This window comes from Oceanobacillus bengalensis (assembly GCF_003628445.1).
In the GTDB taxonomy this organism is placed as follows: Bacteria; Bacillota; Bacilli; order Bacillales; family Amphibacillaceae; genus Oceanobacillus; species Oceanobacillus bengalensis.
Map to the genome: position 1 here is coordinate 22333 of NZ_RBZO01000018.1, position 23585 is coordinate 45917.

General features: G+C 38.4%; 16 protein-coding genes. 5 read left to right on the plus strand and 11 right to left on the minus strand.

Going from position 1 to position 23585, the window contains the following annotated elements; translation table 11 throughout:
- Positions 1 to 14 precede the first annotated feature (14 nt).
- Both D8M05_RS11970 and D8M05_RS11975 read right to left on the minus strand, forming a co-directional pair.
- Positions 15 to 1016 (minus strand): TAXI family TRAP transporter solute-binding subunit, encoded by a 1002-nt coding sequence (locus D8M05_RS11970; protein ID WP_121132084.1) that lies wholly within the window; start codon positions 1014 to 1016, stop codon positions 15 to 17.
- Positions 1017 to 1253: 237 nt separating this feature from the next.
- Positions 1254 to 2045: an SDR family oxidoreductase gene (locus tag D8M05_RS11975; RefSeq protein WP_121132086.1), complete on the minus strand. Its 792-nt coding sequence runs from the start codon at positions 2043 to 2045 to the stop codon at positions 1254 to 1256.
- 134 nt (positions 2046 to 2179) lie between these two features.
- Here D8M05_RS11975 and D8M05_RS11980 point away from each other — a divergent pair, with 134 nt between their 5' ends.
- Positions 2180 to 2890, plus strand: coding sequence for a hypothetical protein (locus D8M05_RS11980; protein WP_121132088.1), 711 nt, complete (start codon positions 2180 to 2182; stop codon positions 2888 to 2890).
- Between the two features lie 8 nt (positions 2891 to 2898).
- Here the strand turns inward: D8M05_RS11980 and D8M05_RS11985 are convergent, their stop codons facing one another.
- From D8M05_RS11985 to D8M05_RS12000, 4 genes are all read right to left on the minus strand, one after another.
- A complete protein-coding gene (locus D8M05_RS11985; protein WP_121132090.1) occupies positions 2899 to 3768 on the minus strand; it encodes a fumarylacetoacetate hydrolase family protein in 870 nt (289 codons plus the stop codon).
- Positions 3769 to 3789: 21 nt separating this feature from the next.
- Positions 3790 to 4848 carry an Ldh family oxidoreductase gene (locus tag D8M05_RS11990; protein WP_121132092.1) on the minus strand — a complete coding sequence of 353 codons (1059 nt, stop codon included), beginning with the start codon at positions 4846 to 4848 and terminating at the stop codon, positions 3790 to 3792.
- 28 nt (positions 4849 to 4876) lie between these two features.
- Positions 4877 to 6133, minus strand: a complete 1257-nt coding sequence (locus D8M05_RS11995; protein WP_183072786.1) for a nickel pincer cofactor-dependent isomerase, group 22 — start codon at positions 6131 to 6133, stop codon at positions 4877 to 4879.
- Positions 6134 to 6248: 115 nt separating this feature from the next.
- On the minus strand, positions 6249 to 6986 hold the full coding sequence (locus D8M05_RS12000) for a FadR/GntR family transcriptional regulator (RefSeq protein ID WP_183072787.1): 738 nt from the start codon (positions 6984 to 6986) through the stop codon (positions 6249 to 6251).
- Positions 6987 to 7765: 779 nt separating this feature from the next.
- Between D8M05_RS12000 and D8M05_RS12005 the strand changes: the two genes are divergently transcribed.
- On the plus strand, positions 7766 to 9526 hold the full coding sequence (locus tag D8M05_RS12005) for an IlvD/Edd family dehydratase (RefSeq protein WP_121132098.1): 1761 nt from the start codon (positions 7766 to 7768) through the stop codon (positions 9524 to 9526).
- Positions 9523 to 10446, plus strand: coding sequence for a hydroxyacid dehydrogenase (locus D8M05_RS12010; RefSeq protein ID WP_121132100.1), 924 nt, complete (start codon positions 9523 to 9525; stop codon positions 10444 to 10446). Before D8M05_RS12005 ends, D8M05_RS12010 begins: the two co-directional genes overlap by 4 nt.
- 851 nt (positions 10447 to 11297) lie before the next feature.
- Here D8M05_RS12010 and D8M05_RS12020 read toward each other — a convergent pair.
- Positions 11298 to 12710, minus strand: a complete 1413-nt coding sequence (locus tag D8M05_RS12020) for a hypothetical protein (protein WP_121132104.1) — start codon at positions 12708 to 12710, stop codon at positions 11298 to 11300.
- A 351-nt stretch (positions 12711 to 13061) separates the two neighbouring features.
- Positions 13062 to 13943, minus strand: coding sequence for a UTP--glucose-1-phosphate uridylyltransferase GalU (gene galU / locus D8M05_RS12025; RefSeq protein WP_121132182.1), 882 nt, complete (start codon positions 13941 to 13943; stop codon positions 13062 to 13064).
- A gap of 514 nt (positions 13944 to 14457) precedes the next feature.
- Here galU and D8M05_RS12030 point away from each other — a divergent pair.
- The gene (locus tag D8M05_RS12030; RefSeq protein ID WP_121132106.1) at positions 14458 to 19770 is read left to right on the plus strand and encodes a S8 family serine peptidase; all 5313 of its coding nucleotides are present in this window, start codon (positions 14458 to 14460) and stop codon (positions 19768 to 19770) included.
- A gap of 345 nt (positions 19771 to 20115) precedes the next feature.
- Here the strand turns inward: D8M05_RS12030 and D8M05_RS12035 are convergent, their stop codons facing one another.
- From D8M05_RS12035 to D8M05_RS12045, 3 genes are all read right to left on the minus strand, one after another.
- Positions 20116 to 20532 (minus strand): hypothetical protein, encoded by a 417-nt coding sequence (locus tag D8M05_RS12035; protein ID WP_121132108.1) that lies wholly within the window; start codon positions 20530 to 20532, stop codon positions 20116 to 20118.
- Positions 20533 to 20733: 201 nt separating this feature from the next.
- Positions 20734 to 21888: a toxic anion resistance protein gene (locus D8M05_RS12040; protein ID WP_121132110.1), complete on the minus strand. Its 1155-nt coding sequence runs from the start codon at positions 21886 to 21888 to the stop codon at positions 20734 to 20736.
- On the minus strand, positions 21885 to 22520 hold the full coding sequence (locus D8M05_RS12045) for a 5-bromo-4-chloroindolyl phosphate hydrolysis family protein (RefSeq protein WP_121132112.1): 636 nt from the start codon (positions 22518 to 22520) through the stop codon (positions 21885 to 21887). The genes D8M05_RS12040 and D8M05_RS12045 overlap by 4 nt, the downstream gene beginning before the upstream one ends.
- A gap of 251 nt (positions 22521 to 22771) precedes the next feature.
- Here D8M05_RS12045 and coaW point away from each other — a divergent pair, with 251 nt between their 5' ends.
- Positions 22772 to 23578, plus strand: coding sequence for a type II pantothenate kinase (coaW, locus tag D8M05_RS12050; RefSeq protein WP_121132113.1), 807 nt, complete (start codon positions 22772 to 22774; stop codon positions 23576 to 23578).
- Positions 23579 to 23585: the final 7 nt, after the last annotated feature.

Sequence of the window (23585 nt, forward strand, 5' to 3'; positions counted from 1 at the left end):
TTTCGCTTTTCTTATTACTTCGCTTCTTCTGGAATTAGTTCTTCTGGGATTTCTAAACCTTGTTCCTCAAAATATTTGTACGCTCCAACGTGAAGTGGCGCTGGTAATCCATCTAATGCAGTTTCTAGTAAAACTTCTTTTGCCGAATTATGAATTTCATGTACTTGATCTAGATTTTCATACATCGTCTTTGTTAATTCATAAACCATATCTTCATCTAAATCAGCTGGAACACCTAGGAAGTTAGGCATTGCAATTGTATTAATATCTTCTTCCTGACCAGGATAGGTTTCACTAGGAATGACAAAGCGGTACCACGTATTGTAGATACTATTGATTGATTCAAGTTGCTCATCCGTAATATCTAGTACTCGTGCATCAACGCCACTTGCATACATATCCATAATTGCTGATACAGGCGTTCCACCAGGTGTCGATCCCCCATCTAGTCGACCATCACGCATAGCAGAAACAGCATCATCATAACCTAAGTATTCAGGAGTAATATCGTCTTTCGTAAGTCCTACACCTTCCATCATGATAAGGGTAGACTGCTCTGTCCCACTCGCCTGTGGCCCAACTGAGAAGGTATTCCCAGCAATATCTTCAATTGTTCCTGTTTCTACTTTGTCATTCATTAATACAAAATGCTCTACATTTCCCCAAAGCATTGAAATCGAACGTAAATCTTCATAAGCATTTCCTTCAAAGTTTCCTGTTCCCCCAACTGCTTGTGCACCAATTAACCCTTGTAAAATAGCCATATCAGCTTCTCCATTTCGGAGTAGATCAATATTTTCTACAGAACCCGCAGATGATTGACCTGTAGCATTCATCCCATCAATATGTTCTGTCCAAAGATTACCCAATCCTACCCCGATTGGATAGTATGTACCGCCAGATGATGCAGTAGCGATAGTTAGATATTTCGTCCCTCCACTACCTTCTTCTCCACCTCCACATGCAGCTAAAACGATTGCAACGACAATTAAAATCGGTGCTAATAACTTTCTCATGAATTTTCCCCCTATTTCGTTTATTGTGTAATGTAAGCGCTTTTCTAAAGTTGTAATATGATTATATAATATGACGAATATAGAATCAACAGTTTTTTGTCAATTGTTAAAAAATTAGGTATATTTACTGATGAGTATATTAAATGTCGGTTATCGGAATTACTTCATGACGTTTTTTAGGGCATAATAAAGAGCTGATACCGAAATCTCGTATCAGCTCTTAAGTCCATTAAACCTTTATAAAGCCTTAACCAACCCACCATCAACAACAAAGGACTGACCTGTAACATACGTATTTGCACCAGAACATAGAAAAACTACCATTTTCGCAAATTCATCTGGACGGCCATATCTGCCAATCGGGATGGATTTTTCCGTTTGCGCTCTTAATTCTTCATACGAAACTCCTGTTGCTTTTGCTCTGATCTCATCAAGCTCAGCTACTCTATCTGTTGCAATTCGACCAGGGCCAACAGTATTGATCATAATGTTATCTTTCGCCAGTTCCTGTGATAGACTCTTCGCTAAACCGACAATTCCTGCTCTAAAAGTGTTTGATAAAATTAAGTTATCCAATGTTTGTTTAATAGAAGAAGAAGCAAAGTTAACAATTCTACCAGCACCTGTTTCGCGCATATGTGGCAATACTTCTCTAATTAAACGAACAAAACTTAATAGATTTAATTCATACGCTTTTTGCCAATCCTCATCTGAGAACTTATCAAATCCCCCTGCTGGTGGTCCTCCAGCATTGTTAATAAGTACATCGACCGTACCATTCCATTCTACGGCTGTTTCTACTACTGCTTTTATTTGCTCAAGGCTAGTAATATCACACACTTGATAACGGACATTATCATTGCCTGTTTGTTCTTTAATTTCTGCTACTGTTTTTTCTAATTCTGCTTCATTTCGGCTGGAAATCAGTACATGTGCACCCTCTTCAGCGAATTGTAATGCTGATGCTTTTCCTAGCCCTTTACTACCTGCCGTTATAATGACTGATTTTCCTTTTAATCCTAAATCCATCGTAATCGCTCCTTTTTATTTTGGCTCTTTTCTAAAAGATTGTTGCTTTTGACACAATAGATATAATCTGCGAGGTAACATCGAACTTAAAAAAATATCTTGTTTGTACTCTCAAGATCAATAAAGAATTATGAATGCCAATACTCAACGGAGCTATCAAAATTGAAATAGAGCAAAATCCTCTTCAAATGAACTTGATAAGCCTTCTCAAGATTGAAATAGAGCAAAACCCTCTTCAAATGAACTTGATAAGCCTTCTCAAGATTGAAATAGAGCAAAATCCTCATGAAATGAACTTGATAAGCTCTCTCAAGATTGAAATAGAGCAAGATTCTCATGAAATGAACTTGATAAGCCTTCTCAAGATTGAAATAGAGCAAAATTCTCTTCAAATGAACTTGATAAGCCTTCTCAAGATTGAAATTGAGCAAAATTCTCTTCAAATGAACTTGATAAGCCTTCTCAAGATTGAAATAGAGCAAGATTCTCTTGAAATGAACTTGATAAGCCTTCTCAAGATTAAAATTGAGCAAAATTCTCTTGAAATGAACTTGATAACCCTTCTCAAGATTAAAATTGAGCAAAATTCGCTTCAAATGAACTTGATAACCCTTCTCAAGATTGAAATAGAGCAAAATTCTCTTCAAATGAACTTGATAACCCTTCTCAAGATTGAAATTGAGCAAAATTCTCTTCAAATGAACTTGATAAGCCTTCTCAAGATTAAAATAGAGCAAAATTCTCTTCAAATGAACTTGATAAGCTCTCTCAAGAAAATTCCCCAAATTATTGTTACTTCGCAGTTTACATCAACTACGAGACCAAAGAAACAACAAACATTATGAAAACAATCTTATTTTACTTTTAGATCTTTTACTGTATTTGATAGGGTAGTAAACCCATCGATTTCACATGCAACAACATCTCCGTCACGAATAACGACCGCGCCTGGGGTACCAGTTGAGATAATATCCCCTGGTAATAATGTCATCACTTTCGAATGGAAGGATACGAGATTCCATGGAGTAAATGTCATATTCGAAACAACGTTCTTGCGATGTAACTCGCCATTAATAACAGTAGAAACTTCTAATGCATTCACATCTTCTACCTCATCCGTCGTTACCAATTCTGGTCCAAAACTAAAAAACGTGTCAAAGCTTTTCGAGCGCGTTAAGTAACGGGGATTTTTTTGCAAAATATCTTCTGCAGTCATATCAATAATTGTCGTATAGCCCGCAACATAATTGATTGCAGCTTCTTCAGAAACATCTTTACATTCTTTGCCGATAATAATGCCAAGCTCTGACTCAGCAGTTGTTCGTTCCGACTGATGCGGCACGTTTATCGTATCGTTCGGTCCAATAATTGTCGTATCAGGCTTCATAAAACTTGCTGGTTCTGTGTTTGGTGCTTTTTCACTTAAATCAGATGCATGTTCCACATAGTTTAATCCGATTCCCCAAATCTTCCGTGGATGACGATATAGAGGGCCATATGTAACGTCATTCCCGTTTAAAGCTTCCACGTTTTCCAGTTCATTTTTCCCTTCTGCCTGATACCAATCTCGTAAGCTATCTAACTCGCCCTTTTTGATAAGATTAAATAAATTGGTGCTCCATTCTTTTCCAAGTTTTTTGTTCACACTTTCAACTAAATAAACTTTCTCACCAACAATGATTGCAGCTTTTTCATTATGTTCTTTTATACTAGCTAAACGCATGCTTCCACTCTCCTCATACTATTAGTTTGTGATCTCTAATCCTTCTGGAATGTTGACCTGATATTTGATGCTAATATCCTTTAATTGTCCAATAACTTCATCAGATACTGGAATCCCTTCTAGTTCCCGCTTCTTAGAAAGCTCCCATTCGATTTCACCAGGGAGGTAAATCCGACTTACATTCTCCATCTTGTCCACATTTCTTATTTCTTCCACTAATTTATCCATCCGGTTTTTGAATACATGCAAGTCTTCAAATAAATCAGCACGCATGACGAAGAAAAATTGTCCGACATCTTGTTTGTTCTCGAAATCATGAAATAAATTACTAATGTGCGGTCCATATGTTGCACCTGTAAATAATGATGATAAGACCTCAACGAAGAAAGTAATCCCATATCCCTTTGGTCCACCACTTGGGAGGATCATTCCTTCGAGTGCTTCCTTTGGATCGGTTGTATCCTTGCCATCTTTGGTAATTGCCCAGCCTAATGGGATTTTTCGATTTTCCATTTCCGCCAAAACAATTTTTCCTTTTGCAACAATGGTTGTTGCCATATCAAAGACGATATTCATTTCTTCCCCAGTTGGTATCCCATAAGAGATTGGATTTGTCCCAAAGAATTTTTCTTTCCCACCCCATGGTGCCATGGATGGTGCTGCATTTGTCGTAGCTAATGCAATACAGTCATTGGCCGCTGCATAACTTGTATAAGCAGCAAGCATGCCCCCATGGTTGGAATGTTTAACTCCTACGATACCAACACCTGATTTCACAGCTTTCCGGGTAGCTAATTCCATTCCCTTTGTTGCAAGTGGAATCCCCATGCTGTTTTGTCCATCAATCAAGGCACTTACAGGTGTTTCTTTTTCGATGGAATACGTTAAATCCATATTAACAATTTTTTTCTCTAATCTTTTTGAATAAATATCAACCTTACTAACCCCATGAGAATCTACCCCGCGTAAATTAGCTAATACAAGGTGGTTAGAAATGGTAGCTGCTTGGTTCTCTCCCATTCCCATCCCACAGAAAATATCTTTCACCCAGTCCGTTAAAATCTCCCGCTTTACTTGCATAAAGCTACTCCCCCTATTTATGTACCGCTTAATGGGCAGCTAGTAATCGATTACTAAATTCCCCATTTTCGAATTGTAATTCTAGCTTTCTAATGATCTTAAAGTCTACTTTTTCTTTATTAATTTTGTTTAGTGCACTCTCGGAAATATATAACCTACTTAAATGAAGCGTATTGGGAACTTGGATTAAGTCAATTTCGTCACGATTTACTTCTGGCCCCAAGCTCGTGATCGCTGCTTCTAGCGCTTCCTCCTCCGTTGCATAGTGCATTGGAAACATAACCCTTCTTAAAAATGTGCTTGTGATTGCATTCATATAGGTAGGTTTTCGGTCAATCTTATTGATAAAATTCTCCGTCGTAAAATCAGCCAGTCCAATTCCTTGTGCATTACCATGTGATGGCTCTGATAAATCTAGAACAAGAATCCGTGCGATATTGATATCTGTCGGTTCCTCTACACCTTCGATTCGCATTCGGCCAATAATATTCGGATCCATCCCAGTACCACTATAGTTTTTCCCCATTTCTTCTACGACTAGAACATCAAGGTCTGATAATGGCAAAGAAGGCATGAAATCCTTTGATTGTTTCAGTAATGCTTCTTCTTGTTTATGCCAGTCCTTTACAGTGACACCTTTAATGACAGCTGTTTGGTCATAGCCATTTTCGATAATAGCAAGCCCCATACAGATTGGTGAATGTGCTATTGCGTATTTCGAAACTTCCATAATATTGTGCTCCATATTATTCGCACCTTGGGTATGTACGAAGCTTGCACCTTTTTGTTTGCCTAATCCGATTGTTACCATTTTACTTAATCCACTTTCTACCTTTCCATGAAAGGCAGTGTGTGCTTTCACTCGATTGATAACAATAATTCCATCTGCCTCGTAAGCGTTTTTATCCATGTAGACAGGTAGATCATCAGGAGTCGTTCCTAAATGCAACACTTCCATTGATGAACGTATCGGAACCCCCATTGATATTTCCGTAATCCCCAAGTGGTGGAGTACTTCTACTTGCCCCTCGGCAGTTGCACCACCATGACTTCCCATCGATGGGACGATAAATGGCTTATAATTCTTATCTTTTAGGTATAAAACAATTTCTTTTAAAATGAGAACGATATTCTCGATTCCTCTACTCCCTGCTGTAATCGCAATTTCTGCCTGTTCTGGAAGTGTGTTTAGTTGCTTATTTGCTTGTAATTCTGCCCATACGGTTTCTTTGATATCGGTAACTTTTTCACCTTTGAATGTTTGCTCGATTTCGTATAGTTGCAATGATATCCCCCCTTATACAGTGATTGCACATCATGAAAGTGCTATCATTTATAAACGTATCATATGAATTTGGAAGTCAATGAATAGTATGTATTACAGTGAACGCTAACAATCCTTAGATCGGTTCATTGAAAAATTTCTTGTTAGAGGTGAATTTCTTTGGTGGATCACTTGTCAGCTCATAAAGGGCAAGTTCATAACTTACTGCCATATGTCCCTTCATATATTCAGCAGCTTTTACCCCGTCCCTTTCTTTAATAGCAGCAGCGATTAGCAAATGATAATCGGCAGCTCTCTCTTTCATACCATAAATATTCGTATGTGCTCTCCCCTGCCTTAATTGTGCTCTGCCACGCGTTAATTGTGGCTGTAAATTCTCATAAAGATGTATCGCATGGTCATTATGCGTTGCATAGGCAATGAGTAAATGGAATTTCAAATCCTCATCGATTGTTGGCGAGTTACTTTCAACAAGCTCCGACATTCTAGTAGCTGAATCACTAATAGCGTCTATTTCATTTTGATATGCTAATTTAGCAGCAGTTTCAGCATAAGTTGGTTCAATCATCATTCGAAATTCAATTAACTTTAGAAGTTCAAAAACGGATGAAGCTGGAACACTTTTTTCTTCATCTGGTAGTTCTGATGATACAAATGTACCCCTACCTTGTTGAATTGTGATATACCTTCTACTCTCTAATACTTTTAAAACTTCCCTTGCTGTCGATACGCTCACATTGTATTCACTAGCTAATTCAGGTAAAATCGGTATTTTCTCCCCCTTACCCCATGTACCTTCCATGATTCGATTCGTCATGTCATCTAACATCTGATGATATTGTGTTTTTTTCATGCATTTCATTCCTATTCTGTTGATGATTTTATTATACATACAATGATTTAATGCGTCAATATAATATCTGTAAATTCGGAAGGTTATAACGTCTATACTTTATCGCATTAATACACTTTGGGGATACAGAGATATTAACAAAATATATAGACTTTGGATCTATTTAATTCAGTATTGTGCAAAACACATCGTTCCGGAAACACACTTCGCTTTCCACGGGCGGCTGGTGAGCCTTCTTCGTGCTAACGCACTACGTAGTCTCACCTAGGCCTATCCTCCCGTAGGAGTCTCCGTGTGTTTCCTCCACTGAGTTTAAGTTACTAACCATTATCTCCTGCGATATGGAAAGTCGAAAGCATTGTACTACCTCACCAGTCCGGGAGAGTGGAGGGCGGTGACTCCTCGAAAATAAAGAGCCATTTTCTTCGTGCGATGTAACGCTGACGAAGCTTTCCTTGTCCTGCGGGAATAGCACGTGTCCGAAGACCCCGCAGCGGCGTTTTTTCCGCGAGGAGGGCTGAGGCCGTGCCCTAAGGTCCGCATCCGCCCGGAGCGATCCCGGACGGCGAGACTTGCTCCGATTTAAGATATTCTGAATTAAATTAGTCCGAAGTTTACATAGATTGCAAAAATGCACAATAAAACTTACGAAAAGTTTAATCATCTTTATAGTATTACACCTCTTCCAAAAATTTTGATTATTTATTGACAGTATGAATGCAAGCCATTTATGATTGAATCATTCATTACATTCATCCATCCTATCACCAAAAGATGGGATGAATTTTAACAAGGAGGAGATCCACATGAAAAAAAGTACTTCCTACGGTGATGCAGGTTTTAGTAATTTTATCAAAATGGCTTTTCAACGGCATTTGGGTTATGACGAGCAGGATTTTAATAAACCAATTATCGGAATAGCAAATACATATAGTGAAATCAACCGTTGCCATAGCCATGTTCAGCCAATGGTACAAGCAATTAAACACGGAATCATTATGGCAGGCGGTATTCCTCTCGAATTCCCAACGATTTCTGTCGGGGAAATGTTTACAAGTCCAACAACAATGCTTTACCGAAACCTTGTGGCAATGGATACCGAAGAAATGATTACCGCACAACCAATTGACGGTGTTGTACTAATCGGTGGGTGTGACAAAATGGCGCCAGCTCAATTAATGGGTGCAGCAAGTGCGAATAAGCCTGCAATCCTGTTCACTGGTGGGCCAATGGATAACGGAGAATATAATGGAAAGACACTTGGTGCTTGCTCTGACTGTCGCTTCTTCTGGCAAGAGTATCAAGGTGGAACCGTTGATGAAAAGGAAATCAACGAAATCAATGAACAATTAGCCCCTACTGCAGGACATTGTATGGTAATGGGCTCGGCAAGTACGATTGCATCATGTGCTGAAGCCTTAGGGATGATGTTACCAGGTGCTGCCGCTGCACCAGCAACAGTTAATGAACGGCTACGTCTTGCGAAAGAAACTGGAAAAGCAATTGTCCATTTGGTAGAAAAAGATATTCGGCCATCAGATATAATGACAGAGAAAGCCTTTGATAATGCTGTTCGAACATTGATGGCAATTGGCGGTTCAACAAACGCTGTCATACATTTAATTGCAATCGCTAGAAGACTAGGAATTAACTTAACATTAGATCGATTCGATGAACTAAGTAAAACTACTCCATTTCTAGCCAATCTAAGGCCGGCTGGAGAATACCAAATGAAAGAATTTTACTATGCAGGCGGGGTTCCTGTTGTATTAAAGGAACTTTCTCCACTCCTTCACCTTGATGAGCGAACAGTTACAGGAGAAACATTAAAAGATAATTTAGCAAGTACCTGGCGTAATCCAACCTATGATCATGTGATTCGTCCTTATGAGGCACCGTTATATGAAGAAGGTGGCATTGCTGTCTTAAAAGGAAACCTCTCTCCAAATGGATCGGTTATCAAACCAAAGGCAATTGTCAATGAAAGGTTTTTAAAACATAAAGGAAAGGCCGTTGTTTTCACATCCCTTGAAGACATGGAAAAACGTGTGAATGATCCAGACCTTGAAGTGGATGAAAACAGTGTGCTTGTGCTGCAAAACGCAGGGCCAGTTGGTGCACCAGGGATGCCAGAGGCGGGAATGATTCCGATCCCTAAGAAACTTTTAAAAGAGGGTGTTCGGGATATGGTAAGACTTTCTGACTGCCGAATGAGTGGGACAGCATTTGGTACGGTTATTTTGCATGTCGCCCCAGAGGCTGCGGTCGGTGGCCCAATTGGATTAATACGTGATGGTGATTGGATTGAGCTTGATGTAGCGAATCGAAAGCTAGCATTACTTGTTTCTGATGAAGTGCTTGCAGAGAGAAAAAATGCATGGCATGCCCCTGAAACTGCCCCAGAGAATAAGCGAGGATACAAATGGTTATACCGCAGGCACGTTCTTCAAGCAGATGAAGGATGTGACTTTGATTTTGCCTTACCAGAAGGGAAAGAAACAATGGAATTAACCACTGCGAAAAGCGGTGATACGATATGATGATTTATTTAAATGAGCATATTCATCCTGAAGCATTGGAGACGGTAGGGCGTCATGCTGAAATTGTGCAAGACTATAGCCAAATAGAAGAAATTCATGCAATTATCGTTCGTACAGAGCCCGTAACCCGTGAAATTATTGAAAAGGCAAAGAATTTAAAAGTAATCGGGAAACATGGGATTGGTTATGACAACATTGATGTGGAGGCTGCCAAGGAACTTGGTGTGAGCGTTGTCTACACGCCAACAGCAAACTTCCAAGCTGTTGCTGAGTTAATTGTGACACTTATGTCTTCCACATCTCGAAATATTGTTCAGAATGTGGAGAGAATAAAAGGTGGAAAGCTTACGACAAACGCACCAGCTGATTTAGTAGGGACCGAAATGGTTGGGAAAACCGTTGCCCTCATTGGAATGGGAAATGTTGCTTTAACCGCTGCGGCTATCTTAAGGAACGGTTATCAAATGAATATTACCGGATATGACCCTTTTGTTAGCAATGAAAAGGCAACATCCCTAGGAATTAAAAAATACGATTCTGTTGCCGAACTATTGCCTGAAGCAGATTATATTAATGTAAGTGTTCCACTAACAGATACAACAAGAAACATTATTTCAGAGAATGAATTACGCTTATGTAAAAGAAGTGCTATTTTAATCAACACCTCTCGTGGTGGAACGGTAAATGAAACGGACTTGTATCAAGCATTAAAAGATGGAACAATTCGAGCTGCCGCAAGTGATGTATTCGTAACGGAGCCGCCAACATTGGATCATCCATTAATACAGTTGGAAAACTTTGTCCCTACTCCGCACATCGGCGCTTCAACAGAAGAATCCATGTATCGCATGGGAACAACGGTTGTTAGGGAAGTATTAACGGTATTAGCTGGTGATAAAGCGAAATATCACGTTTTGTAAACATAGAAAAAGACGAATGACATAGCAAAAACCTTTTTCACTATAGACGAACGTTTCAACTAATGCCGGGTATGCTGAATACCGTGTAACGGATGTAAACACAGGAAAATCTATGTTGGTAGACCGAGTAACTATCGCAAAAAGAATTTATAAAAAACCATTCATATACTACCTAAACGGGTACGCATTAAGAGAAAAGAGAATTCTGGTTTAAATCTATCAAAAAGCATCAGCTTAATTGCTAATGCTTTTTGTATTTCCATTTTTCTTATTATAATAACTATACAATATAACTGTAACGCAAACTGAATAATAAATGATGCTGAACCAGAGGTTAGAGGGATATATCAGTACCAGATAAGCAATTATTGCAAACATTGTATTACGAAGAGGTTCTTTTTTTGATACGCCCTTTAAACTTTCCTTGCTTTTCCATTTAAAGAGATTAAATAAAATGCTACCGATTAGAATTGATAAAGTTACAACATAAGCCCAAATTGGATAATCAGTTTTATTTAAAATCAGAATACAAATAAAAACAGTAACTATACTATATCTTTTCGTTCTCTCTTTGTAAGATGATTCATTATATTTCTTTAACACTACCGCTCTCCCCTCCGACTATCATCACATTTATTTTATATTGTTAATATATGGTGGTAGTCTAAAGCAGTAAAATAGAAATAATTTGATAAAATAAAAATAAATAGTTAAAAATTTTATCAAAATGGTTGTTTTTCTTTAAGTTGAAGTTCCTTTAATAAGTGAATAATAAAAAAGAAAATTGTTCTTTTTTTCGCCGAAAACAGAACGTATGTTTGTTTATCTCCCTCTAAAAAATTGAATAACCTTTAAGCAATGAAAACCCCAACCTGAATCCAAACTTGAGCAAGAACATAAATCACAATTGCAAACTTCCAATTATAGCCAATGCCGTTTTTTAGTGCACTCTGCCCGTTCATGCTACTGAGGATTATAACTGGCATAATAAGTGGCGATAATAGAATACTAATCGTACTTCCCGAGGTTACTGCTAATACAATGAGCTCTGCAGGGTATGGAAGATTAATAGTCTCCAAGATTCCCCCTACCAGTACCATTACCGTTAAAGGCCCAAGCCCAAAGAATCCGAGAACAATAACGATAAACGGCAAGAAATATAAAACATTTAGAAACGGAAAAGCTTCCTGCATCGAATAGATCCCATCAACAACAAATGCAGCAAACCCCGTTTGGTTTAATCCGTAGATGAGTACTCCAGCACCAAGCATGACGCATAGCTGATATGCTTGTTTTTCCATATCTTTATCAACATACTTCTTCGCTTCCCAAATCAGCTTTCTCGGCCTTCTTTTTACAATAAAATATAGAATGATCCATACGAAAACAACAAGAGGAATCAAAACAAGTAGTTCAATATTTGAGAATGCTTGTAAAATTAGAATGGAACCAAACAAAGTGATAAAAAGAATAGCAAATTCAATCACATTCCGGTGCATCTGCTTCTTATCTTTCGTATGACTTAGCACCTCATCAATTTCCGTTTGTAATCCTGCCGTTAAATTGACACCGTAGCGTTTTTCTTCAAAATGAGAGAAGATAAGTGCAATCATAATGCCAATAGAAGAGATTACTAACCCTTGTAATATGGATAATCCAAGGGAAGCACCCATTATTTCTACCACAAAGGCAAAACTTGGAATACTCACTACCCACATAACAGATAGGGCAAAACCTCTGATCAATGCAGTCCCTTTATAATTTTCCCAGGGCTCACCATGTTCATCTTTCAGAATCATATTTACAAATTGATACATCATCGAGATGGAACCAAACAATAAAAAGTATGCAATAATTTGCGTGAATGATGCAATACCGAAATAAAATTTCCGACTCGTATCGAGAAGATTATGGGCAAAACTCATAATCGAATCAATATACGGTTCTTCATTTAGTACCCAACTAATCATCGGCACAATAATGAGGAGTCCAACCATGTTCCGCATTTCTAGAAAGCCGTTTATCAATCCATCAGTCATGGATGTCCCTGATGCTAACATTACGATTATACCTACTAAAATAAGTCCAAATGGCATTTTAATGTATTTTAGTTTTAACCTGATAGCTGCAAGAACAAATAAACTAATTCCACTAATTGCGACTAACAAAATAAGAATATTATTTTCATAAAAATATGTAGTAAAATGAAAAATTGCATAAATCAATATAGATAGCTTTAATCCCACTCGAGGAATCACACGCATGTAATGAACTCCTTTTCGAAAACTCAGGTCTTGCCCAAGCCTTTTCATCGATAGCCTTAGCCTGCACCTATACAGATAAGCTCGTTATATGCTTTCTTGCCTACCCAAAAATAGAGAAAGAAGGGAAATTCCCCTCTTTAATTAATATATCACTTTATTCCATTAATTTGTTTACCTTTTGGTTTTCTTTACCTTTTTGAATTCCTATAAATCAATTACTAATGGGAGCATCACGCTGCATGTTTTGCTTCATACTTCTACAGAATCTCGCTACAAGTTAACCTCAATGCTAATTTTCACGCCCCCACCCTTTCGACAAATACCTTCAAAATTCGACAGGTGCCTGTCACCTTACTTCATCTTTTCATATTCCTTTAACACTTCTTCAAGCATCCTTCTCACTTCAGCGCCAATTTCCTCATTCTGTAATGCAAATTCTAAATTTGTGCGAATGAATCCAAGTTTTTCCCCAACATCATAGCGTTTCCCATGAAAATCATAGGCATAAACTTGTTCAACTTTATTTAACCGCTGGATAGCATCTGTCAGCTGTACTTCCCCACCAGCACCAATTTCCTGTTTATCTAAAAATGTGAAAATCTCAGGGGTAAATACATAACGCCCCATGATGGCTAGATTGGAAGGTGCTGTTCCAGCTTTTGGCTTTTCAACAAAATCACTTACTTGATAACGCCTCCCCTCGCTTGTACTAGGGGCAACAATACCGTACCTAGATGTTTCATCATCAGGAACTTTCTGCACACCGACAACAGAACACCCTGTTTCTTCATATTGTTCGATTAACTGATGTAATGCAGGGTTGTCACTTTGTACGATGTCATCTCCTAAAAGGACCGCGAACGGCTCATCGCCAATAAATTTACGCGCACACCAAACTGCATGCCCAAGCCCTTTTGGCTCTTTTTGTCTTATGTAATGAATATCTACTTCTGATGGTTGCTTAACCTTTTTTAGTAATTCATATTTCTCCTTGTCAATTAAATTTTGCTCAAGTTCAAAGTTATTGTCGAAGTGATCTTCAATCGCACGTTTTCCTTTTCCCGTTACAATTATAATATCTTCAATCCCTGATTGTACCGCTTCTTCTACTATGTACTGAATTGTTGGCTTATCAACGATTGGTAGCATCTCTTTCGGCATCGCCTTTGTTACAGGTAAAAACCTTGTACCAAGACCAGCCGCTGGAATAATCGCCTTTTTTATTTTTTTCATCATCCATACCCTCCGATTTCACATTCTTCTTATTTTATATAAATATGTTACTACAAACGAAAAAATAAATAAAACTGTCCTCTCGTAATGTTCGTGAAATGTCAGAGAAAATTGCATCACTTATCCCTGACATGAATGGATCAACACGTGCTTGCTAAGCCATATTCGACAAATCACAACAAAAAACGACAAGTGACAGGCACCATTTGAGAGTGTGCCATAAGTCCCTGTTTTGAGGGCGAATGTAGAAAAAATGTTTACCTACATTTTCGACATGAAGTAGGAAAATCACACGGAAAATGATCGATTTTAGTCGAATTTAATCTAATATTATTTATAATTTAAATTTTTACAACATTTTACTTTTATTTCCCTAAAATTATGTTATTATTCTTATGTCATATTATTCTACCAAGTCAAATAGTAGCGAAAGAGGTGGTGCATAGCGGTCTAGGTATATCTAACCTGTAATCTAATACGTACTATTACAAAGGAACTAAGGGAGGAATGAAGGTTGAAGGGGAAGTTGTCAAATAAGTTTTCTAGTATTCTATTAATCATTACATTAATTTTTTCTCTATTTAATCCGGTATTGATATCGGCCAATTCAAGCAATGATTCTAGTAAGCAATTAAACACGGAAGAAAGAATCGCGCACTTAAAAGAAACCGTTTCAAAACAACGAACAATGTTGGAGCAAAAACCTGCTATCAATCCATCCTTACAAGAAATAAGCGGGAATAAGGAAGTTGCCGTCATTGTTCAACTATCTGAGCCCCCTGTTGCTTTAGAAGAAGGACAGAATAAGGTTCAAGGGAAATCATTTAGTGCATCTCAAGCAACTACAGCAAAAACGAAAGTCATTAACGAGCAAGCTCGATTTGAAAAAGCTTTGAAATCCAAGAAAATAAATTACGAAAAAGGATTTACATATCATCAAGCATTCAATGGTATGTCAATAAAGTTAAAGGCGAGTGAACTAGACGAACTACTAACCATTGATGGGGTCTTAAATGTAGAACCAGATGAAGTAGTACACGCACTAGACATTTCTCCAGATGACCGTGTGGATAGTGCAATGGTTGATAGTGTTCCACATCTTGAAGTACCTGAACTTTGGGAGGATGGTTATGAAGGAGAAGGGGTAAAAGTAGCTGTCCTTGATACTGGGATTGATTACAATCACCCCGATTTTGAAGGGATTTATAAGGGTGGATATAATTTTATAAAGCATGGTCCAGACTATGCGCGTGAACGTGCTGATGACGATCCATATGAGACGACACCTGAAGACTGGCCAGAACATATGCCTGAGTTTAGTGCAAATGGTAGTTCTTTCTATACCTCTCATGGTACGCATGTAGCTGGTATTATTGCCGCTACAGGAAACAATGATCACGGTATTAAAGGCATTGCCCCTAAAATAGATTTATATGCTTACCGCGTTTTGGGTGCTTATGGAAGTGGCATGACTTCTGGAATAATCGCTGGTATTGATAAAGCAGTTGAAGAAGATATGGACATTATTAATCTATCATTAGGCGGTGGTAGTAATAGTCAAACTGCCCCAGATTCAATTGCAATCAATAATGCAACATTAGCTGGTGTTACCTCCATTGTTGCAACTGGTAATAGTGGCCCAGGCCGTGGTACAGTCGGAAATCCAGCATCAGCTGCATTAGCAATTTCCGTTGGTAACTCGACTTTACCGGAAGAAACGATTCAGGCTACGTTATCAGTAGAAGCTGGTACTTACAGCGATGAATATAATGTTGCTTTAATGGGTTGGACATTTGCTGAAGACCCTGCAGAAACATTATCAGGTTCATATGATGTAGTCGCAGTCCCTGGTTTCGGTGCTGCATCTGATTATGAGGGGATCGATGCTGAAGGAAAAGTAGTCCTCGCATCTCGTGGCGAAATCGCATTTGTAGATAAAATTGCTGCAGCTAAAGATGCTGGTGCAGTTGGCATCATCATCCATAATAATGTCGAAGGGGATGGACCAGCAGATGTTTTACTTGGTAATTCATTTGGCTTTATTCCAACCTATGATATCGCTACTGCAGATGGACAAGCTTTTAGAGAAGCAATTGAGGCAACTGAAAATAAAACAGGAAAAGTAACTTTCTCAGATTATGAAAAAGATACTACAGAAGGCGATCATATCAATGATTCAAGTTCACGTGGACCATCGACACCAGTATTTGATATTAAACCAGATGTTTCTGCACCTGGAACAAATATCATGTCGACAATCCCTGCCTATGGAAAAGATGATCCAGAAGCTGATTACGCGAAAGCCTATGATCGTAAAACAGGTACAAGTATGGCTGCCCCTCAAGTTGCGGGAATAGCAGCATTATTACTTTCTAAAAATCCAGATTGGACACCATACGATGTTAAAGTTGCATTATCAAATACAGCAAAACAATTAGATACAGAACTGTATGACGTGTTTGCACAAGGGCCTGGTCGTGTACAACCCCTTGAAGCAGTGTCCGCAGAAGCATTGGCCTATGCATTAGACACTACTGAATCTGATGGGGAGATTGTCAATTATGAAAAGGGTACCGTGACATTTGGCAGAGTTTCACCAGACCCTGAACAAGAAACAACGAAAACGAAAGAAATTGAAGTAAGAAACTTAAGCGGAGCATCAAGCAATTATGATGTTAGCGTCGAGGTAACAAAAGCAGCTACAGGTGAATTAGCGGATGCTTCTGTTTCAGTAGACAAATCATCATTCACATTAGGAGATTCTGAGACACTTAACGTGGAATTAACCGTACCTGCAGGAGAAGAATCACCTGGTAATGAACTACTTGGATATATCCATATAACAAATGGAACGACGAATCTATCCTTACCATTTGCAGTAGAGTTCTCGACGCAAAGTCCAACAGGCTTGGAATATTTTGAGTTGGAAGAGTATGCAATTTCTCCAAATGGGGATGGAAAACATGAGGAAGCACTTCTACAATTTGGTTTATTGAATGATGAAGAGGCAATGTCCATTGAACTTTGGGACGCAGTGAATCCAGATGGTGGAGCTTTCGGTGATGGATACCTAGGATATTTTGCATTCCAACCATTACAAGCTGGATATTGGTCAATTCCAATAGGCGGAACGTACGTTGACTGGGGAACAGACGAAGAAACAGTGATACCTGATGGTGTATATACCATCGATTTCAATTCATGGGATCTTGAATCAGGTGATATAACATTCCTTGCAGATGATGGTCCATTTTTTGTAAAAACAACTGCATCGGAAATTGAATTTGATACGGTCGAAGAAGAAATCGAATCATCTGAATATGAAGTTACTGGAACGATTACCGATGGCTTCATCGATTTTAAAGAAACCGTAGAAAACATGTTCGCCCTACCATATGATGTTAACGAAAAGTTAACCGTTACTTATGAAGTAACAGATAAAGACGGAAACACATCAGAACAAAATGAAGTTGTATTAGAACAAGATGGTACATTTGCCATTCCATTAACAGAACTTCCAAGCGGTGAAAATACACTTAGCTTACATGTTAATGATATTGTAGAGAATACTGCAACAGCAGATGTGACATTAAATGTAAAAGCAGAAGCACCAAAAGAAATGAATGTTACATTAACACCTTCTACAACTGAGCCAACAGAAGGGCCTGTTACGATTACTGTCGATACAGACAGCGAAACTGAGCTTGTTGCTCTGAAATGGCTTGAAGGCGAGAAAACTGCCGCAGATTTTGCAGAGGCAGGAAATGATATTGCCCTTGAAGCGGGAGCTTTTGATGTTACGGAAAATGGTACGTACACCGTTTATGTGAAGAATAGTGATGAGGTTGAAGCTGTTCAGACCATTGAGGTTGCAAATATTACAGAACCTGTGGAAGAAGTCAATATCACATTAACACCTTCCACTACTGAGCCTACAGAAGGGCCTGTGACGATTACTGTCGATACTGACAGCGAATCTGAACTTGTTGCTTTGAAATGGCTTGAAGGCGAAAAAACTGCGGAGGATTTTGCAGAGGCAGGAAATGATATTGCCCTTGAAGCGGGAGCTTTTGATGTGTCGGAAAATGGGACGTATACCGTTTACGTGAAGAATAGTGATGAGGTTGAAGCTATTCAAACGATTGCAGTGGAAAATATTACAGAACCTGTGGAAGAAGTCAATATCACATTAACAGCTTCTACTACTGAGCCTACAGAAGGACCTGTTACGATTAATGTCGATACAGACAGCGAATCTGAACTTGTTACTTTGAAATGGCTTGAAGGCAAGAAAACTGCGGAAGATTTCGCAGAGGCAGGTAATGATATTGAACTTGAAGTGGGAGCTTTTGATGTAACGGAAAATGGAACGTATTCCGTTTATGTAAAAAATAGTGAGGAGCTAGAAGCTGTTCAAACGATTACGGTTACGAATATAACGAATTCGGATGATACAGATCCAGAAGTGGAATTTAATGTCACACTAACACCTTCTACTACCGAGCCTACTGAAGGCCCTGTTACAATTAGCATTGATACTGACAGTGCTTCTGAACTTGTTGCTTTGAAATGGCTTGAAGGTAAGAAAACTGCTGAGGATTTTGCAGAAGCAGGTAATGACATCGCACTAGAAGACTTAGCGTTTGACGTTACGGAAAATGGTACGTATTCCGTTTACATGAAGAATACCGATGATGTTGAAGTAGTTCAGACGATTGCAATTGAGAATATTACAGAACCTGTAGAAGAAGTCAATATCACATTAGCACCTTCCACTACTGAGCATACTGAAGGCCCTGTTACGATTAGCGTTGATACTGACAGTGTTTCTGAGCTTGTTGCTCTAAAATGGCTTGAAGGCGAGAAAACTACTGCAGATTTTGCAGAAGCAGGAAACGATATTGAACTTGAAACCGGATCATTTGATGTTACGGAAAACGGCACATACACCGTTTACGTGAAGAATAGTGATGAGGTTGAAGCGGTTCAGACGATTGAGGTTGAGAATATTACTGATCCAGTGGAAGAAATTAACGTTACGTTAACACCTTCTACTACAGACCCAACAGAAGGTCCTGTCACTATTTCTGTTAACACGGATAGTGAATCAGATCTTGTTGCACTGAAATGGCTTAAAGACGAGAAATCTATTGGAGATTTTGCAGAAGCAGGAAATGAAATTAACCTTGAAGCGAAGGCATTTGATGTTACGGCAAATGGTATGTACACTGTTTACGTGAAGAATAGTGATGGGGTTGAAGCTGTTCAAACGATTAAGGTTACAAATATTGAAGTTCCAGATGTTACTAATCCAGCAGAAGAAATTAACGTTACGTTAACACCTTCTACTACGGAGCCAACAGAAGGTCCTATTACTATTACTGTTGATACGAATAGTGAAACAGATCTTGTTGCTTTGAAATGGTTAAAAGGCGACAAAGCCGCAGAGGATTTTGTTGATGCAGGAAATGATATTGACCTTGAAGTGGGGGCATTTGATATCACGGAAAATGGTACGTACACTGTTTACGTGAAGAATAGTGATGGGGTTGAAGCTGTTCAGACTATTGAGGTTACAAATATTACTGAACCGCCTAATAAACCTAGTACTGGAACTGACACAGATGGTCAAAACAAAAACAACGGTGTAATTAAAGATAATAATAACCAAGGTAACAACAACGGATCTAGTACAAATAACCAACAAGGCGGAAAAACATTACCAGATACTGCAACTAATACCTTTAACTACATTGCAATCGGAGCAATATTATTAATGGTCGGGATACTAGCAGTATTTATTCAGTACAGAAGAAAAAATATTTAAGAAGGAACGAAAAACCTACCTTTAAAGGTAGGTTTTTCTATATAGTGACAGAAAAGTGAATAGAAGTTTCTCTTGTTTTTCCATCTATACGCTATCTTTATCTTTTCGAAATAATAGTTAGGAAACTTATAAATGGATGTTAGCAATTTATTGGAGAATTTCCATATAAGAATGTGAAGTCATTGGGAATGAATCGTGCGTTTATATGCGGAAGACATATTTTTGTAAATAATAGCTGTGGAATGACATGGGTGAAAATACTGTGGGAGAATATCTTGTCACTTATTTCTAAATTTATTTGACCCTATTAAATAAAGGCATCTAATGGAATTCATGAGGTTCCTGTCACCTGTTTTTAAATAAGTGTCTATCATGCTCGCCAATCTTCTTATCATAATAGACCAGGTCATCTTTAGTCGCAAGTTTCTCAAAACTAGACATAATTTCTGTATGATATTCGGTAAGTTTACCCGTCTGATTGTAGATAAGGCTTTGTTTCGTTTCTATATTTGTTAATCGCTCATTAGTAATTCTTTGCTCTTGTTTCATGCCTTGTTGCTCTTGCCTCAAAGCTGCCAACTCTTGTTTCGTACCTTGTTGCTCGAGTTTCATTTCATATTGCTCTTGCTTCAAAGCTACCAGCTCTTGTTTCGTGCCTTGTTGCTCGAGTTTCATTTCATATTGCTCTTGTTTTGTTTCTTGTTGAAGTTGTTTTATTCCCTGTAATTCCTCTATTATCTTTTCTAATAATTGTTCACTCATACCACTTCACCTCCTTCTAAAGCTTTAATACTATATATTTTACCACAAAAAAATTATTATCCACAAAAATATCCCCGCATTTTTGAGAAGGAAGGAAATATTCAAAAAGGGTTAACACTTTTTGACATAAAATGTGTTAACCCTTTTTCCTTTATGAAATTATCGACAAAATCCAACAAATCCCGACAAGTGACAGGCACCCTATCGTAATTCTAGTAATTTCTGTTTTAGTTCGTTTTCCATGTTTTGTATTTCTACTTCTGCTTGCCTGCGTTTGGTTCGTCCTTCTGTTTGGATGCGTAGTGTTTCTTCAATTGTTGACACAAGATCCTCTTGGGTTTTCTTCAAGGTTTCTACATCAACAAGACCTCGTTCATTCTCTCTTGCTGATTCAATCGTGTTCGTTTTTAACAGCTCTGCATTTTTTAACAGTAAATCATTCGTTGTTTTTGATACTTGTTTCTGTGCTTCAACGGCATTTCGTTGACGTAGTAATGTAAGTGCGATTGCGATTTGATTTTTCCATAAAGGAATTGCAGTCAAAATCGAAGACTGGATTTTTTCCACCAATGCTTGATTTGTGTTTTGAATGAGACGAATTTGAGGTGCACTTTGCAACGTAATTTGCCTACTTAACTTCAAGTCATGCATCCGTTTCTCAAGTCGCTCTGCAAATTGCATCGTGTCATTTACTTCTTGCACATCCATTTGGTTTTGGCTAAGTTCTGCTTTTTTCCTCAGTGCTGGAATGGTCTGAGTATCTAATTCTTCCATCTTTACTTCGCCTGCAGCAATATAAATATTTAACGCATCGTAAAAATCACGATTTCGGTCAAATAAATCTTGTAGCAAATGATTATCCTTCATTAGCGCACTTTTACTTCTGTCAAGTTTTACACTAATACGATCAATTTGTGCCCCTGTTTTTTGATATTTTGATAAAATTTCATTAACAGAGCTTGAAATTTTTCCGAAAATCCGAGAAAAAACACCACGTTTTTGCGTAGATAGTTCATCAGGATTTACTTGCTCTAACCTTTTCATTAAATCCTTGAGAATCTCCCCAATCTCCTCCGCTTCATTGCTGTCTACACGTTCAAGCATCGAATGGGAGAAATCTAAGAGTTTAGACTGTGCCTCGGTACCATATGCAACAATAGATTGCTGGTCCTTTGGGTCAATTTGCTTTGCAAGCTGTACCGCCTTTTGCTTGTCTTCCTCTGGTAACGCATCGATGATTCTAGTAGGCTTATCTGAATTTTGTACTACCTCTGTCTGCACACCATTATCCACTTTTTTCCCAAACGGGTTCGCTAATAAATCATCCATTTCATTTGATTGCTTTTGTTCATTCATTTCGAAATCCTCCCCTTCGCTTTTTTGACTGAATTCTTCGCAACATCTAATTCAAAATGTAAGGTATCCATATCATCATTGAGCATGAGATGTAAATCTTTCTTCACCGTCTCGCCTAAGCTAAAAAGCATGCGTCGTGTATCCCTTAAAGAGTCTGCCATCTCTTTTGAATTAACAGGTTGTGTGGATAAAAATGCGTATTTTTCCGCTAATTCGACGAGTGAATCCAAATGCTTATAGTAAAATCCTTCCGCCTTATAAAACCGCTTCGGATCATTCTTTGTGTTGCTGTATATTTTTTTCACTGTTCGGACCATTTCTAGGTTGTATTTCGCTTGGTCAACCGATTTGACACGCCAAATTGATTTTTGTAGACGTGCAATTTTCTCTTTTGCTTCTTTTAAATTTTTATCAATAAACTTATACTCTCTCCTTGTCAGGCCATTGCCCCGAACCAAGCGAAAATGCATAATTTGTTTTAAAGCAACATAGACAACTACTCCGCCAATGAAAGCAAAAAGACTAGATATAAGAAAAGTTTGCCCAAGTGCAAACATACTCACAAGCCACGTTGTAACCATCCCGCAGAATCCAGCCACAGATCTTAGTACAAACTGGAAAAAGGACTTCATTATAATCAACTCCTGTTTGGCAAAATATTTATTAAAAAAGGTGGATAAACCGGACTTTTTAAATATCCTCTATAAAAGTAATGTTATTTGAATTCCCTTAACTAGTTATACGTTAGTAGATTTCAAAAGGTTTCATACTTAACTCTATTTTAAGCCACTATCAAGGAAGTTGCCAACTTGGAAGGATTTCTCTACCATTGTGTCGAAATAATCTATAAGAAACAGTGCTTAATACGGAAAGGAACGGTTATATGCCTAGAAAAATAGGAATTGATGCTGGTGGGTCGCTGATTAAAGTAGCATACGAAGAACAAGGAAATTTTCATGTGAAAACATACGGGAACGAGGAGACAAAGCAGCTATTAAATTGGCTTGGGATAATTTCTCCAGAGTCGACACTTCTTCTAACTGGTGGAAAAGCCCAGTACATAAAGGAAGTTGCAAAACAGCGTGGACATCTTATCGAGGAATTTTCGGCAGTAGTAGAAGGAACGCGTTACTTGTTGAGAAAAGAAAAATTATTGGTGAATGAGGATTTTATTCTTGTAAGCATTGGCACAGGGACATCTGTCTTCCATGTAAAGGCTGATTCCTATGAGCGAATGTTTGGCAGTGGAATTGGTGGGGGAACATTAATGGGCCTCGGATCACTCATTACTGGACGCAATGACTACCACCATCTAATTGAACTCGCTAATAAAGGCAAACATGAAAACAGTGATTTATTGGTAAAAGATATTTATGCACCGAATGAGCCACCGATTTTTGGCTACTTAACAGCAGCAAATTTCGGAAAAGCTCATCTGAACGAGAAAGCAAGGGTCGAGGACCATGTTGCAGCACTTGCTCAGCTTGTGGGGGAGACGATTATTTCCCTTGCAGCACAAGCAGCAGGAAGTAAGCAAGTTGGGAATATTGTTTTTGTTGGTAGTACATTACAAGGAAATGCGCCATTAAGGGATGTGCTAATTGGCTTCCAGCGCATGATGGACTACGAGGCCGTGTTTTTGGAAAATGGTCCATATGCAGGGGCGATTGGTGCGCACTTGATAGGATGATTTTCAG

What these genes read in the sequence shown, in the direction of transcription:
- D8M05_RS11975 (WP_121132086.1), bottom strand. Translation starts at nt 2,045, where the DNA reads ATGGATTTAGGATTAAAAGGAAAATCAGTCATTATAACGGCAGGTAGT.
- coaW (WP_121132113.1), top strand. Translation starts at nt 22,772, where the DNA reads ATGCCTAGAAAAATAGGAATTGATGCTGGTGGGTCGCTGATTAAAGTA.
- D8M05_RS12035 (WP_121132108.1), bottom strand. Translation starts at nt 20,532, where the DNA reads ATGAGTGAACAATTATTAGAAAAGATAATAGAGGAATTACAGGGAATA.
- D8M05_RS12045 (WP_121132112.1), bottom strand. Translation starts at nt 22,520, where the DNA reads ATGAAGTCCTTTTTCCAGTTTGTACTAAGATCTGTGGCTGGATTCTGC.
- D8M05_RS11980 (WP_121132088.1), top strand. Translation starts at nt 2,180, where the DNA reads ATGCCAATACTCAACGGAGCTATCAAAATTGAAATAGAGCAAAATCCT.
- D8M05_RS12020 (WP_121132104.1), bottom strand. Translation starts at nt 12,710, where the DNA reads ATGCGTGTGATTCCTCGAGTGGGATTAAAGCTATCTATATTGATTTAT.
- D8M05_RS11990 (WP_121132092.1), bottom strand. Translation starts at nt 4,848, where the DNA reads ATGCAAGTAAAGCGGGAGATTTTAACGGACTGGGTGAAAGATATTTTC.
- D8M05_RS11985 (WP_121132090.1), bottom strand. Translation starts at nt 3,768, where the DNA reads ATGCGTTTAGCTAGTATAAAAGAACATAATGAAAAAGCTGCAATCATT.
- D8M05_RS12000 (WP_183072787.1), bottom strand. Translation starts at nt 6,986, where the DNA reads ATGAAAAAAACACAATATCATCAGATGTTAGATGACATGACGAATCGA.
- D8M05_RS12005 (WP_121132098.1), top strand. Translation starts at nt 7,766, where the DNA reads ATGAATTTTAACAAGGAGGAGATCCACATGAAAAAAAGTACTTCCTAC.
- galU (WP_121132182.1), bottom strand. Translation starts at nt 13,943, where the DNA reads ATGAAAAAAATAAAAAAGGCGATTATTCCAGCGGCTGGTCTTGGTACA.
- D8M05_RS12040 (WP_121132110.1), bottom strand. Translation starts at nt 21,888, where the DNA reads ATGAATGAACAAAAGCAATCAAATGAAATGGATGATTTATTAGCGAAC.
- D8M05_RS11970 (WP_121132084.1), bottom strand. Translation starts at nt 1,016, where the DNA reads ATGAGAAAGTTATTAGCACCGATTTTAATTGTCGTTGCAATCGTTTTA.
- D8M05_RS12010 (WP_121132100.1), top strand. Translation starts at nt 9,523, where the DNA reads ATGATGATTTATTTAAATGAGCATATTCATCCTGAAGCATTGGAGACG.